This window comes from Myroides oncorhynchi, from assembly GCF_020905415.1.
Taxonomy (GTDB): Bacteria; Bacteroidota; Bacteroidia; order Flavobacteriales; family Flavobacteriaceae; genus Flavobacterium; species Flavobacterium oncorhynchi_A.
Map to the genome: position 1 here is coordinate 3,950,048 of NZ_JAJJMP010000001.1, position 14,901 is coordinate 3,964,948.

The 14,901-nt window shown below is 33.4% G+C and carries 13 protein-coding genes and 2 pseudogenes; 7 read left to right on the forward strand and 8 right to left on the reverse strand.

The features are described from left to right. Positions 1 to 444: 444 nt before the first annotated feature. Complete coding sequence (locus LNQ81_RS17185; RefSeq protein ID WP_229948881.1) at positions 445 to 2,004, reverse strand: NAD(P)/FAD-dependent oxidoreductase; 1,560 nt, start codon at positions 2,002 to 2,004, stop codon at positions 445 to 447. 349 nt (positions 2,005 to 2,353) lie between these two features. Here LNQ81_RS17185 and LNQ81_RS17190 point away from each other — a divergent pair, with 349 nt between their 5' ends. Beyond that, positions 2,354 to 2,554, forward strand: a complete 201-nt coding sequence (locus LNQ81_RS17190; RefSeq protein ID WP_229948883.1) for a hypothetical protein — start codon at positions 2,354 to 2,356, stop codon at positions 2,552 to 2,554. Between the two features lie 253 nt (positions 2,555 to 2,807). Then, positions 2,808 to 3,650: an aminoglycoside 6-adenylyltransferase gene (locus tag LNQ81_RS17195; protein WP_229948884.1), complete on the forward strand. Its 843-nt coding sequence runs from the start codon at positions 2,808 to 2,810 to the stop codon at positions 3,648 to 3,650. A 161-nt stretch (positions 3,651 to 3,811) separates the two neighbouring features. On the opposite strand, the gene LNQ81_RS17200 is transcribed toward LNQ81_RS17195, so the two are convergent. Next, positions 3,812 to 5,236, reverse strand: a complete 1,425-nt coding sequence (locus LNQ81_RS17200) for an aminotransferase-like domain-containing protein (RefSeq protein ID WP_229948886.1) — start codon at positions 5,234 to 5,236, stop codon at positions 3,812 to 3,814. 90 nt (positions 5,237 to 5,326) lie between these two features. On the opposite strand from LNQ81_RS17200, the gene LNQ81_RS17205 reads away from it, so the two are divergent. After that, positions 5,327 to 6,217 carry a DMT family transporter gene (locus tag LNQ81_RS17205; protein ID WP_229948888.1) on the forward strand — a complete coding sequence of 297 codons (891 nt, stop codon included), beginning with the start codon at positions 5,327 to 5,329 and terminating at the stop codon, positions 6,215 to 6,217. Positions 6,218 to 6,409: 192 nt separating this feature from the next. Here LNQ81_RS17205 and LNQ81_RS17210 read toward each other — a convergent pair whose 3' ends face one another. Together LNQ81_RS17210 and LNQ81_RS17215 are read right to left on the reverse strand one after the other, a co-directional pair. Next, entirely contained in the window at positions 6,410 to 6,898 is a 489-nt protein-coding gene (locus LNQ81_RS17210; RefSeq protein ID WP_229948890.1) for an ecotin, read from the reverse strand. 342 nt (positions 6,899 to 7,240) lie between these two features. After that, positions 7,241 to 7,675, reverse strand: a complete 435-nt coding sequence (locus LNQ81_RS17215) for an adenylyltransferase/cytidyltransferase family protein (RefSeq protein ID WP_229948892.1) — start codon at positions 7,673 to 7,675, stop codon at positions 7,241 to 7,243. A 1,321-nt stretch (positions 7,676 to 8,996) separates the two neighbouring features. Between LNQ81_RS17215 and LNQ81_RS18265 the strand changes: the two are divergent. The 3 genes and pseudogenes from LNQ81_RS18265 to LNQ81_RS17230 form a co-directional block, all read left to right on the forward strand. Then, a pseudogene (locus tag LNQ81_RS18265) lies at positions 8,997 to 9,458 on the forward strand (7TM diverse intracellular signaling domain-containing protein); the annotation flags it as partial. A 24-nt stretch (positions 9,459 to 9,482) separates the two neighbouring features. Further along, entirely contained in the window at positions 9,483 to 10,004 is a 522-nt protein-coding gene (locus tag LNQ81_RS18270; RefSeq protein ID WP_229949322.1) for a response regulator transcription factor, read from the forward strand. 123 nt (positions 10,005 to 10,127) lie between these two features. Then, positions 10,128 to 10,418 (forward strand): annotated as a pseudogene (locus tag LNQ81_RS17230) (transposase); the annotation flags it as partial. 302 nt (positions 10,419 to 10,720) lie between these two features. Here the strand turns inward: LNQ81_RS17230 and LNQ81_RS17235 are convergent. From LNQ81_RS17235 to LNQ81_RS17250, 4 genes are all read right to left on the reverse strand, one after another. Further along, positions 10,721 to 11,602 (reverse strand): PepSY-like domain-containing protein, encoded by an 882-nt coding sequence (locus tag LNQ81_RS17235; RefSeq protein ID WP_229948895.1) that lies wholly within the window; start codon positions 11,600 to 11,602, stop codon positions 10,721 to 10,723. Positions 11,603 to 11,619: 17 nt separating this feature from the next. Continuing rightward, on the reverse strand, positions 11,620 to 12,069 hold the full coding sequence (locus tag LNQ81_RS17240; RefSeq protein WP_229948897.1) for a PepSY-like domain-containing protein: 450 nt from the start codon (positions 12,067 to 12,069) through the stop codon (positions 11,620 to 11,622). 132 nt (positions 12,070 to 12,201) lie between these two features. Beyond that, positions 12,202 to 13,488 carry a sensor histidine kinase gene (locus LNQ81_RS17245; RefSeq protein ID WP_229948899.1) on the reverse strand — a complete coding sequence of 429 codons (1,287 nt, stop codon included), beginning with the start codon at positions 13,486 to 13,488 and terminating at the stop codon, positions 12,202 to 12,204. Between the two features lies 1 nt (position 13,489). Then, complete coding sequence (locus LNQ81_RS17250) at positions 13,490 to 14,167, reverse strand: response regulator transcription factor (protein ID WP_229948900.1); 678 nt, start codon at positions 14,165 to 14,167, stop codon at positions 13,490 to 13,492. Between the two features lie 174 nt (positions 14,168 to 14,341). On the opposite strand from LNQ81_RS17250, the gene LNQ81_RS17255 reads away from it, so the two are divergent. Beyond that, complete coding sequence (locus tag LNQ81_RS17255) at positions 14,342 to 14,830, forward strand: GNAT family N-acetyltransferase (RefSeq protein ID WP_229948903.1); 489 nt, start codon at positions 14,342 to 14,344, stop codon at positions 14,828 to 14,830. The last annotated feature ends 71 nt before the right edge of the window (positions 14,831 to 14,901 follow it).

Below are 14,901 nucleotides of genomic sequence, written 5' to 3' on the forward strand. Positions count from 1 at the left end.
TCAGCGTTAGCCAAATACTACAAAGCAATTCTACTTCATAGTTCTTTCATTAATTCTGGGTTTAGACAGCCCCTAAAAATACAACATTTATACTATTTTGTATAACCTTCTATTAATGACATATAAATACCCCATAAAAAAGCCTAACTACTCTCGTAATTAGGCTTGTGTATTTTGATTATTGGGCATGTAGTGATCTCCTCTATCGTTGTGGCTACTGTGAGTAGTAAACCACCCCGCCCTGCGGGCACCCCTCCAATGGAGGGGAATAGTAGCACCGGAAAAACAAACAGAAAAGACATACTGGACAGACAAACCTCTGACACACAGTCGGCACACACAGCATTTCCCTCCTGTGGAGGGGTGGCTGAAAGCCGGGGTGGTTCTAGGCACAGTCCACTTCACTTAGTGCCTGAAAGGCAACAATTCCTAATTTGTAATTAATTACTGCATGCTTTCCACACACATAATAGCGCATTTCTCACCGTCTATAGCGGCAGAGATAATACCACCTGCATAGCCTGCCCCTTCTCCACATGGATATAACCCTTTGATCTGTGGGTGTACTAAAGTATAGTCCTCACGAGGGATACGAACTGGAGATGAAGTTCTACTTTCTGGGGCGTGTAAAATAGCCTCATTCGTAAAATACCCTTTCATTGACTTGCCAAACTCTTGGAAGCCTTCTCTCATAATTTGCGTTAAGAAACCTGGGAATACCTGTCCTAACTCTACAGACGTTGTACCTGGTAAGTAAGATGTCTTAGGGATAGACTCAGATACCTTAGACTGAGAGAAATCTACCATACGCTGTGCAGGTACACGCTGTGTCTCTCCTGCTAATAAAAATGCCTTTTGCTCTATTGCCTTTTGGAACTCCATACCTGCTAAGGCACCGAACTTCTCAAATGGCTTAAAGTCTTCTAAACGCAACTCTACTACGATACCTGAATTGGCTGTCACTTGGTCCCGTTTAGACGGTGACCATCCATTAGTTACTACTTCGCCTGGGGCAGTGGCACACGGCGCAATAACTCCTCCCGGGCACATACAGAACGAGTACATTCCACGTCCATTCACCTGCTTCACGATAGAATAAGGCGCAGGAGGTAAAAACTCTCCTCTGTAGTCACAAGAGTACTGTATCTTATCAATCAAGGCTTGTGGGTGCTCTGCACGTACTCCTAAGGCAAATGGCTTTGCTTCGATAAATACATTCTTGCGGTCTAATAACTCGTATATATCACGTGCTGAGTGTCCCGTCGCTAAGATGACTTTCTTCGCTTCGATCACATCGCCGTTGTGTAAGATTACTCCGTTTATTTCACTGCTTTTGATCACAAAGTCAACTACACGTTTCTCAAATAATACCTCTCCTCCGAACTCCTCAATCTTCTCACGCATATCCTGCATAATCTTTGGCAGTTTATTGGTTCCGATATGTGGGTGTGCTTCTACTAAGATATCTTGTGATGCGCCAAAAGCAACTAATAGTTCTAAAATACGGTTGACATCACCACGCTTTTTAGAACGAGTGTATAGCTTTCCATCTGAGTAGGTACCTGCTCCTCCTTCTCCGAAACAGTAGTTCGAATCTGGATCTACGATATGGTCTATATTGATCGCTTTTAAATCACGACGACGTCCACGTACATCTTTTCCTCTTTCAATAACAATTGGTTTTACGCCAAGCTCGATTAACTGCAAGGCTGCAAAATAACCTGCTGGTCCTGCTCCTACTACGATAACACGCTGAGCGTCTTTTACGTTTTTATACTCGGGAAAGTGGATTTGTCTGTGTACGACATCTTCGTCTGCGAAGAATATTTCTACCTTTAGGTTGACCTTTACACTGCGTTGTCTCGCATCGATAGATCGCTTAAGGATAGTAATGTGTTTAATGTCTGAAGTCGAACATTTTAATTGGTTAGCGACATACTGTGTCAATAAATCAGCCGTAGCTGCAACATCTGGAAGAACTTGTAATTGTAATTCTTGTGGCATTTGTCTATAAAGCAATAAAAATTAAAGTGCAAAAATACGGGAAAATAAATAAGAATTACGAATTTCAAATTAGGAATTAGGAATTGTTGGCTTTCAGCCATTAGGTACTTAGAATGTGGTTACTGTGTGGAATTTCAAGTGGGGTCTCTCCTTTCGTCGAGATGACGTAGTTTGAGGATATATATATTGTGGTTATTGTGTGGACATATAGGATGCAATTCTTCCTGTCGTCAGAATGACATAGCACACGAATAGAGTTTGTGGATATGTATTAAGGGGTATGGATATTATAAGTGTCCTCAAACTCATCCCATATACTTTATCAGCCTAACCAATGATTGCTAAAAACATGAGGAATGATAAAGGATTTCTAGCTCAGACGGCTTCTTTCAGCAACAACACTGCACACAATGGGCAGGCATTGGGCAAAGAGACACTAATCGCAAAAGACTGCGCTCAATTAGGAATTATTAGCTTTCAGCTATATAAATATATAGTTGATATAAAGCATATTACAAATAGAGTATCTCCTTTGATCGAGAAGATATAATTTTGGGATGTGGATTGGAGAGTGACTGTAAATAACTTTAACCTATAAACAACATTAGCCAAATACTACAAAGCAATTCTACTTTATAGCTCTTTCATTAGCTTTAAAACCACAGTATGCCTTTACTCGCTAATTCAACTCTATTTTTTATAATTGTTTTTTGCTTATATGTCAACTACATATTATTGGTTTAATCAAGATATGAAGTTCTATAATTTAATCTATCTTAGCTATACTTTATAGCGATTTAATTATGTCTTCACAATTAGAAACTAACATACTTGCATTAGCTCAACAAGATGAACGCATTAGGGCTGTAATCCTCAATGGTTCTAGAGCGAATTCACTAGTGACTCCTGATCAATATCAAGACTTTGATATTGTCTATATTGTCAATGACATAGAAAGTGTAAAAAGAGAAGGTATTGTGCATAAAAAGTTTGGTAAACCTGCCATAGAACAGCTTCCTGACGATATGTACTTAGGTAACGAAGAAGGTATTATACCTGTCTCTTATGCCTACTTAATGATATTCGATGATGGTAGTCGACTAGACTTAACCTTGTTCCCTTTACAGAAACTAAATAAGTTAAAACAAGATAGTCTATCCGTTATCTGGTTAGACAAAGATGGTTTATTTAACGATATACCTGCGTCTTCCGATGTAGATTACCATGTAAAAAGACCAACTCAACGAGAATTCACAGAAGTATGTAACGAGTTTTGGTGGTGTTCGACGAATGTAGCAAAAGGATTAGCCCGTAAAGAGAGTCTTTATGCTAAGGATATGATGGAAAGTATAGTACGCCCAATGTACTTACAGCTACTAGCTTGGCAGATAGGGAGTGACAACAACTTTAATGTGTCTATAGGTAAGTCAGGCAAATATATCAAACAGTACTTAAGCACAGAAGAATATAATAAAGTACTTAGAACCTATAGCAATGCTAATATACAGAACACTTGGGAAGCCTTTAATATAATGACTAGTAACTTCTACCAAATACAGGTAAGTTTAGGTACAAAACTCTCACTTACTGTGAATACAAAAGAGGCAAAGAATGCATTAAAGTATATTGATTTAATTAAGAATTAGGGAGTACAAATTAGGAATTGTTGGCTTTCAGCCATAGAGCTATATAGACTGTGGTTACTGGGTGGAGTTATATATGAGATGCTTCATTCTTCAGCATGACATAGTCTGTAGCTACATTCCTAAAAGCCCGTAGTGCTATTCCTAATTTAAACTCTTAATTTCTAATTCTTGATAAGCAGTTGTTTACTTAGAACACCTACTCTCTTTAGTTTATCTTCTACTTCATCTGACCAAGGTAGGCCTATACATAGTCTGATACAGTTTTCAAACTGCTCCTGCACCGTAAACATTCGTCCTGGAGCTATACTGATACCTTCTGCAATGGCAAGATCATAAAGACCCATAGCGTCTATCTTCTGATCAAATTCTATCCACAGTGATAGTCCACCTTGCGGCCTGTTTATCTTTGTTCCGATTGGGAAACTAGTGATTATGGTGTTTAAGTATTTTTGGTAATTGCTGTAGATATCCTTTCTTATCTTGCGCAAATGCTTATCATAATTACCTGACTTCATAAAGCTAGCTACTGCCTCCTGCATTAAAGGAGGCGTTGAGATAGCATGTACTAATTTCTGGTGCATAATCTTATCTTTATATTTACCAGCAGATACCCACCCTACTCTATATCCTGGAGCTAGAGTCTTAGATACAGAACTACACCAGAGTACATTGCCTGTTGTATCAAATGCCTTACAACATTTAGGGCGCTGCGTACCAAAGTACAGATCACCATAAACGTCATCTTCTATTAAAGGGATATTGTGTTTAGCTAACAATTCTACTATTTCCTTCTTATTCTCATCAGGCATACAACTTCCTAATGGTGTGTTATAATTAGAAATCAACAGACACATATCGATGTGGTCTACTGCATCTCTTAGCGCTTCTATCTTTATACCTGTAGCCGGATCTGTCGGTAGCTCAATTACTTTAAACCCTAAGTCAATAGCTAACTGGAATATACCTGGATAACACGGACTCTCGATAGCTATCGTATCACCTGGTTTACCCAATGCTAACATACACAGCGATATGGCACTCATACTTCCATTAGTTGTGATGATATCTTCTTCTTTGATACTTCCTCCCCACGTAATAGAACGCTGCGCTATCATTCTTCTCAAGTTAATATTCCCCTGTACAGAGTCATACTCAATACCACCGTTAACAAGAGTACGAGATGCTGTAAGTATCTCTTTCTTCATCTTCGCTAAAGGCAAGAAATCGTCATATAACGTACTGTAAGAAAACAAGGTTAAGTTTCTATTTCCCATGTTAGCATAGACCTTACGGATAATCTCTTTAGGTTCTTTATTATTTGCTAAGAATATGGGATTACTCACCTGAGGTAAAGGAATATTATCATAAAACAGATTACTAACGAAGTAGCCAGACTGAGGTTTAGACTCCACTAAAGCAAGTGCTTCTAACTCTAAATACACGCGCTTAGCAGTATTCATACTTATCTGATGTTCTGCGCATAGCATACGCACAGAAGGAAGTTTATCTCCTTCTCTTAATACCCCTGTTCTTATCTGATTAGCTATCGCGTCAGCAATGTTTAAATACAAAAATGATTGTTCCATATATTCTCAACTGTGTCCATTCAAATATACAAAATTGACACTGTACTTAATTGTGAATTGATCTAATTTTGTCTTGTAAATAATATGAAAATGAAACAAGCTACAGTATTAGAGTCAACACAACAAACCTCAACAAGTGGTTGGGTCAATGGATTTATAGGTGTATTACTATTTAGCGGATCAATGCCCGCTACGAAAGTAGCAGTATTATCACTAGATCCTATATTTGTAACAGCTGCAAGAGCTGGTATAGCAGGTATATTAGCTTTAATCTGTCTACTTTTTTTTAAAGAAAAAAGACCTACTAAAAGTCAATTAATGCCTTTAGCCATCGTAGCGATAGGAGGAGTAATCGGTTTTCCTCTTTTATCTGCTCTAGCTTTACAATATATCACTTCAGCTCACTCCCTCGTCTATTTAGGCATCTTACCGATGTCTACAGCTGTATTCGCCGTACTTAGAGGAGGTGAAAAACCAAAGCGTATCTTTTGGTTATTCTCAATATTAGGGAGTCTTATTGTCATTGGATTTGCTGTTTTACAAGGAGGTACGAGTTCTCCTGTGGGAAACATCTTAATGATTATCGCTATACTATTATGTGGATTAAGCTATGCGGAAGGAGCCAAATTATCTAAATCTTTGGGTGGATGGCAAGTAATCTCTTGGGCTGTAGTAATCTCATTGCCAATCTCATTACCTATTATGTACTTAACTGCGCCTAGTGCACCTGCTTTAATTAGTACAGAAACGTGGATTGGTGTGGCTTATTTAGGTATTTTCAGTATGTTTGTAGGGTTTATATTTTGGTACAAAGGATTAGCACAGGGAGGGACTGCGTCAGTAGGACAATTACAATTATTACAACCCTTTTTTGGCTTAGCATTAGCAGCGACTTTATTAAATGAACACGTAAGTTCTAATATGATATTAGTTACGATAGGCGTTATCCTATGTGTAGCAGGAAGTAAAAAGTTCGGCTAATAACCCCAATTATTAGTTGCGTAAACAGTATAGATATAACAACAGATTCACCTTACTATTGGATCAGTATCTATGCTGTTTTTCATTTTATTAGTAACGAATATTGGCATATTTATTTATCAAAATTCTGAATTAATCAAAAAAAAGCCTCAAGAGCACTTGCTACTTGAGGCATTCTTCTTATTATTAGGCTTATTTTTTTCTTCTAACTTCACTAGCATGGTATTCCTCACCATCTGTCGTGTATACATTAAATCTAACTTCATAATCTTCTGGTACATAGACTACGATAGGTAGTTTTCCGTTATAACGTGTTAGCTCAGGTTGTGCACTAACAAAGATATGTCTCTTAGGAGTATCTGGGCACCCCATCGTAGTAGACACTACATCACCTGTAGTAGTAAATACATAATAATTATACCCCCATCCCTGAAGATCCTTTTGTTCTAATTTCCCCATTAGATTAAAGTGATTACACCCATCTACTTCCATCACTTTACCTACTCTAAACTCAATTTTCTTAGAGTCATCTTTAGATGAATGTGGAACATCAATTACCACTTGCTTATACCCTTTCTCTGGAGCAGGGAAAATAGATACATCTGTTCTCGTAATTGTCTGTGCCATAGTTACTGTCATTAGTCCAAAAAATACTACGATTAAACTTAAGATTCTTTTCATTTCTTTCCTTTTTTGTTAAACAATTCTGGTATATACGTAGTATATTCCATTAATTATATCTGCAATGTACGAAAATGTCGCAAAATACGATGTTAAATAATACACTTAAAATCGTTAAAAAATCATTTTTCAATAAAGCCTATTACTTAAATCCCAGATTTCACATTAGTCCAGTACCACAAAGGAATTCTATTGCATAACATTTTTAACAACTCTAAAATCACACTATAGTATACTTGAATCTAGTTCAGACCTATTTAGTATAATTACTTTTCATTTATATGTCTCTCACGTAATAGAGGATAAACAAAAAAGCTCATAAATAATTATGAGCTTTTTTGTTTATCCTATCTTAACTAATTTACTGTTTTCTTTTTCAGCAACTTCTTTTCTTAAAGAACTACTAGAAAATCGATGATCTCTACTATTAAAATAAAGCTCTATTCCCTTCTCTTCACAATACTTACGCCCTGTAAAATTCTTGTCTTGATATTCATCACCTAAAATACGTACATCAAGTTTAAAAGATCTTAACACATCTTCTAAATCTTGTTCAGTAGCATACGGAACTATCTCATCTACAAACTTACATCCCTTAAGCTGAATATATCTTTCTACCACGGATTGCGTAGGTCTGTTTTTCTCTGGTCTATCTAGTGTAGGATCTGTTTGTAACCCTACAATCAAATAATCACACTGACGCTTAGCATCCTCCAACATCTTCACATGCCCTGCGTGCAATAAATCAAATGCACTAAAAGTTATTCCTATTTTCATATAATTCTTTTTTGTTTTGTCTTTTTATGATTTACTACAAATTAGTAACCATTATTAAACAATACTTGTTTTTATCTTCCTTATTAATCTTTCGATTAGGCAGCAAATTTAGTTCTTTTATTTGTTTTATGTTAAAACAAATATATAAAAAAGACAATCACCTAAATAGATTTAATCATTTTGACATTTTATACAAAGCTATCTCCATAATAAAGTCCCTATTTTGTAATAAAGTAATGAAAACGTGCTATTTTTCCACAGTAAGTATCTTTTCAAACACTTATATTACTTACAAATAAACTTCGTGTCTTCATACTATAAACAAGTATATCCGTAAATAATCTGTTTTTTGAACAAATAATAGTTTTATAATTGCCCTCTTATTTTTACTGTTATCAATTAAGAAGAAGTGATATTATTACTATAAAAACTGCAGTACACATTCTTTAGGGAAAAGAACTGATATGTACTGCAGGTGGGGAAATAAATTGCTCAGAAAATATATCTTCTAAACAAAATATTCTACACTGAGCTAGCTAGTGTGTAGAACTTTTCCGAATTAACTTGTTGTTTATGTATGACAAATGTAGGCAGAGTGACTAAATAATATCTAATACTTTAGTACTAATTATTACCATAAAAAAACTAATTAATTCACTAAAAATAAGCAAATTACAACCGGACTAGTACTAAAGTACTATGCGTTTTTAAAAATATTATACAATTAACACCAACTTTTTACTCAAAAAAACATGCACTTTGTCATAAAACTTCGTGCTATAAATATTTTATTCTCAGAAATTAGTTATTTTTACCACATAATTCACTGACCTGCAAAAACATGAAGGCTCTATATTGTCGTAAGCACTGTAATCTTTTAACTTTAATAGTTATTTTATTACTTACACCTATTTTCTATTGTTACAGTCAAACAAACAATGAGGTATTTAAAAACACAATAAATAAATTATATTTTGAGCCATTAGACAATAGATCAACAACACAATTTGCTGAAGACAAAGAAGGGAATACCTGGATGAAAATAACTATTCCTCAAGATTTATTAAACAAACCACTTATATTACAATTTCCTACAATTCACGTAAATAATTATAATATTTATACAAAACAGAAAGGGCAATGGGGAAAAAAAAAGATAAATACTGATTTACAAGGTGGAAAAATAAGCCCTCAATATCAAGAGAACCATTTTATCACTGATTACGAGATAATATACTTTAAGTCGAAATCTTCCTATGTTCATTATGGAAATTTTATACTTGTGGAGCGCGGAGAATATAGAAGTATTATGATTAATACTATGATCAAAATAGAGATCTTTTATAGTTTGTTTTTACTTTCTATAGCTATTATCTTTGCTTTATATTCACTATTTAAGGAAAAAGTCATCCTTATTTATTGTATATATATCATATCTGTCTTTATTATATACTTAGTTGAAGATGGAGGACTCTATTTTTTATGTAACAGTCAGTGTAATGAGTTACTTATATTAGCAATACTTATACCTAGTAGCTGCCTAATTTTCTTATTATTTATATACTACCTTTTAGATATACAAAGACTAACTACAAAATTAAAACACTTTTTCTTCTATCAAGTGTTATTATATGTTATATTATGTACCTTACTTTATCAAACAAATAATTCACAGTATTTCATTATAATAGTAAATAGCTCACTAATATCGACTTTAATCACTTTAGCACTTGTCTTAAAATATTATAAAGAGGATAGATCTGTTCGTTTTATTACATATTCATTTAGTGTAATTGCACTAACTTCAATGACATATTACCTTTCTATATTTCCAGGTAATTACTACCTTTCATTTGTTGATAAGGATAAGATTCGGATAATCTATAGTATAGCATTTGCTTTGGCAAGTTACTCCTTATGGATTAAAGCAAAGAAACTTAAAACAGATCATGAAATCTTGCGTATTGAATTAGAACATCTAAAAGCAAATCAGACCAAAAAAATATATGGTGACTTAAAGCAAAAAGAGACCGCTCTAATCTTGTTTTCTAAACAACACGAAGTTATTACTACGGATATCAGTAAAACATTGCCATTTGATAAAAAAGAGGATGTATCTTATGGGGATATACTTAGAAATAAGTACTTCTGTACAGATAGAGAAATAGACGTTATATTAGGAATATGGGATGGTTTATCCAATCAAAAGATTGCTGAAAAACTATCCATTTCACTAAGTACAACTAAACACCATGTTAGTAATGCATATATTAAACTTGATGTTAAAAGTAGAAGTCAAGCTCTTATATTAAAAGACACTTTGCCTTAATTTCAAATGGGGCTGTCTCATAAAGACAGCCTCTTTTTTAGTCATATTTAGTATATTTACACTCTTATTATTTGTTTATTTAGTTGATTATCAGTATTTTTAAGTTGATAAATCAATGTGTTTATGGCAAAACAATCCCCTAGATTTAAATACTACGCTCAGAATCAAATGAGCTTAATTCCTCATTCCTTAGATGATTTTATCCCTAAGTTACATCCTGTACGTATTATTAATACAGTAATAGATAAGTTAGACTTAGAAAGCTTATATGATAGCTACTCTAAATGTGGTGGTATCAGTTATCATCCAAAGATGTTACTAAAGGTTCTAATTTATGGTTACCTAAACAATGTGTACAGTAGTCGCAAGCTTGAGCAAGCCTGTTTAGAGAATGTTCATTATATGTGGTTAAGTTGGATATTACGATTCGATTAGTGCCAGTGATTTCGGAGTACTTGCATATTTTAAGAAAATCCTCTAAAAACAATATCTAAAATATCAGAACAAAGAGAGCTGTCTCTTTTTGCAATGAGACAGCCCCATATTAATTAATGTATCTCCGTTTAGTGTCATACTGATAATTTATAGGTTAAAGGAACTGATCATGTAAACAAGTAACTAGTTAATATACAGTAATTGTAAAAATTGGTATTATCTAGTTTAATGGGATAATTACAATATTACCCCCTCTTATTACATCAAACGGACATACATAATTAATTATCCTTTCTCAAAAAATTACCTTCTCGATCAAAGAGTAATTCGACTTCCTGTTTTCCATTCACTAATTCTATTTGGTAATTAGCCTGTTCTCTTTCGATACTCTCTATCTTAAAGGCACTATAGTTACTATTTATGTATGTCATAGCTCTAACTGGTATTAATGCTAATGGAATAGTCTCCATTCGTCTAGTTTCGACTTGCAACCACTCACCTACTTGATTAAACTCTATTTTAAATCCATTAGACAAATATACTTTATATTCATCCCCCTCTTTATCTAATTCATGTTTAACAAGGACAATATTAGCAGTATTAAAGTACTCTTTTAAGAAGTTCTGTGCTAACTGAGGCAACTCTGACGCATTGATTAGTGTTTCATCTTTATCTAGATCTAAATCAACTCCTACAAACTCTTGTTTAAGATTAAATATTAATTCCAGATTATTATTTAATGTAATCTCAAATCCTTTTTTAATATTTCTATCTAGCTCTATGATAGATTGACCTTTGTGATTTTTATTTACGAACTCTAAGATATGTGGTACTTCAGACTTTAAAAATCCAATAGGTAAAGCAGAATTGTCTGACATCTCAACCTCAGTCCAGTTACCTGCATTATCAAAATCAATCTCTACTCTATTATCTAAACTACTCGCATAAGTAGTTCCATAATAATTAGGTTTTGTTACTTTAGCAACATGTCTAAAAGAAGCATTAGGGAATACAGACTTTATAAAACTTTTAGACTGTTCAGGTAACTGCTTCTCATTTATTTGTTCTACATTATTTGCCTTACCATTATCATCACTACTACAAGCTGTAAAACCAATCATCACAGTTAATAGTACAGCTAAAACAATTTTACTTTTTTTCATTTCTTTTTAATATTATTTTATTGATCTATTCTTTTAAATACTCCTGCCTTAGAAAACTCTAATTCAAGTCCATTACTTAGTTTTACTTCATATTTTCTAGACTCTTTTTCTATCTTCACGATTGCGATATCTTTATAATTATTATTTACATAAGTCACTATAGACTTTAGAATAAAACCTGTAGGCAATACAGATTTATTACCATCTACTTCATCCCATTCTCCTGATTTGTCAAACTCTATTTCTATATTGTCTACAAATCTTACTTTATATGATATTGATAATAATTCTGTATCTTTCTCTACTAAGCTTATTTCTTTCCCTTTAAAATAAGTATCTATAAAAGTTGATGCTTTTTGTGGTAACTCTGCTTTAGTAATTACTACATCTTTTGCTAAAATTGATTGGCTACCTAACATAGCTACAACCATTAATAACCCTGCGAATACTCTCTTTATATTTTTCATAGTTTAAATTTTTACTGTTTTACAAGACAAACTTATAACTAGAATCTGGAAAGAATTGGGAATAAAAAAAGACCTCACTTTAATTTAATAAAGTAAAGCCTTTTGCTTAATAAAATTACTCTTTGCTATTCTTTACAGTTGAAATCCTGTACGATATATTGTAAAACAATGTTTGCCTTCATAATGATACTTAAGAGATATTGTATCCGTTACTTTTACGATAGTTTGTACTAACGATAGCCCTAACCCAGTAGACTGTTCGTTTGTTGCACTTCTAAAAAACCTATTGTAAATGAGATTTTCATCTAATGGAGTATTAAACACTCCTAAATTCTTTATAGTAAAATAATTAAGTGTAATTTCTATTTCTACTGCCCCTTTAGCTATATTATGGACTAAAGCATTCTTTAAAAGGTTCTGAACTAAGGTTATCGCAAGTCCTTTATCCATACTTACTATAAAAGGCTGTTCTTGCTCCGAAATACTGATTTCTATAGATTTATAACTAAACATATCTTCAAAATCTTCTACTATCTCCCTAATCACTTGATTAAAATTGATATCTTGTATATTATCGAATTGCTTATTCTCAATTTTAGTAAGGGTTAGCAGCGATTTATTTAATCTAATCAGCCTTCTCAGGCTTTGGTGAATTGACTGAAGTTGATGCATCTGTTCCTCGCTAAATCCTTCTGCTTCTACTAGTAATTCTAGTTTATTACTTATAATAGCGAGAGGTGTCTGAGACTCATGAGCCGCATTAGACACAAAAATCTTTTGCTGTTCAAAAGTATCTTCTATCCTACTTATCATCTTATTTATCTCTTTCTGTAAGTCTGTAAATTCGCGTATAGGAGTATTCGTCTCAGTAGTTACTACTTCTTTTCCAATAGAATAATGTTTTAGATTATCTAACAATCTATAAAAAGATTGCCACACTCTACGCAGTACAAAGTAGTTAATCAAAAATATACTTAATACCAACATACAGTATAAGATTAGAACTGATATACTGAAATCTGCTAGTAAATCATCTGCCTCTATAGTAGAAGTACGGATTTCTAACTGGAAGTTATCCCCATTCTTATCTACAAAGGTAGTGGTCAACATCCGCACTGGTTCATCATTATCATCTACATCCATATAAACCATCTCAGTGGTAAACACATTTTTTTTAGAATAATCACCTGGTACTAATGGGGTAATACGAAACCCACTTGTACCAAAAGACTGAACACTAATCAATTCAGGATTATCATACGCTTTCTTTACTATTTCATTCTTTGTATTTTTAAGTCCATCATCTATATTATCATAAACTTCCTCAGTCATAAAAGCATAGAATATCACTACCCAAATAGTTAGTATCACGATAATACCGATAGATAGATACTTAAGCGTATAGTTATGTAGTTTCATATTACTCATTCGTCAGTTTATATCCCATCCCGTATACAGACTGTATATTAACATCAGCTAGGTGGTTCTTTAGTTTTTTACGTAGATTTTTCACTTGGGAATAGACAAAGTCATAACTATCAGCCTCATCCATATTATCTCCCCAAATATGTTCTGCAATAGAAGATTTAGTAACTAAGCGATTAGCATTGACAACAAAATAATACAACAGTTCAAATTCTTTATTATTCAGCACCATTGACTCTCCTTCTACTAATACCGTTCTGTCCTCAACAATGATCTCCATATTATTCCATTTTAAACTCTGAAACCCCTGTTGGTTTTTGCGTCTCAATACTGATTTAATACGAGCTAGTAATTCTGACAAATGAAAAGGTTTAGTTAGATAATCATCTGCACCTAACTCTAGTCCTAAAACTTTATCATCTATCGAATCCTTAGCTGATATGATGATAACTGAATCTTCCTTCTTCATTTCTTTTAATTCTCTCAACAGATCTATACCATTACCATCAGGTAACATAATATCTAATAGAACGCAATCATAATCATAGCCTACGAGTTTTTCTATACCAGTTTTAAAGCAGCCTGCTTCTTCTACTATATAATGTTCTTTCTCTAAGGTTTTTTTGATTATATCACGCAGCTCTTTCTCATCTTCAATAACTAAAATCTTCATCTTTATCAATAAAAGTTGTTTCTACTAATATACGCAATTACTCTCCTTACCTGACATACTAACTATCCTTTTGCCTTATTTGTTTAAAAAGATATACTAGTATTTACATAAATTCATTTTTTGAATAAAGAAAAGCTTAATTTTAGCTTTCCTTAATCCTAAACAATAATACAAATGCCTACAACAGATCGATTAATCCTAAACAGAATCACACATCGCGATAATGCATTTATGTTAGAGCTAGTTAATACACCTGGTTGGTTAACATTTATTGGAGATAAGAATATCCATACCACTATAGATGCACAGCAGTATATTCAAAACATACTAGACAACACAAGTTGTGAATACTGGGTAGTTAGCAAAAAAGAAGATAATAAATCGATAGGTCTAATATCTATTATCCAGAGAGAGTATCTAGAGTACAGTGACCTTGGTTTTGCCTTTTTGCCAAATCAAATGAATAAAGGATATGCTTATGAGGCTACATCTGGCTTATTAAAGGCACTCACTGAAGGTAATAAATACAGTAACTTATGTGCAATAACCCTTCCTGATAACAATAACTCTATCAAACTAATCCAACGACTGGGCTTTACATTTGATAGAATAATAGAGGCTCATGACGAAACACTTAATCTTTACCAACTAGAATTAAAATAAGTAGTATAGAAATTAGTAATCAAAAAATCCCTTTCCTATATATTAAAATACAAACGTATTTATTAGGAAAG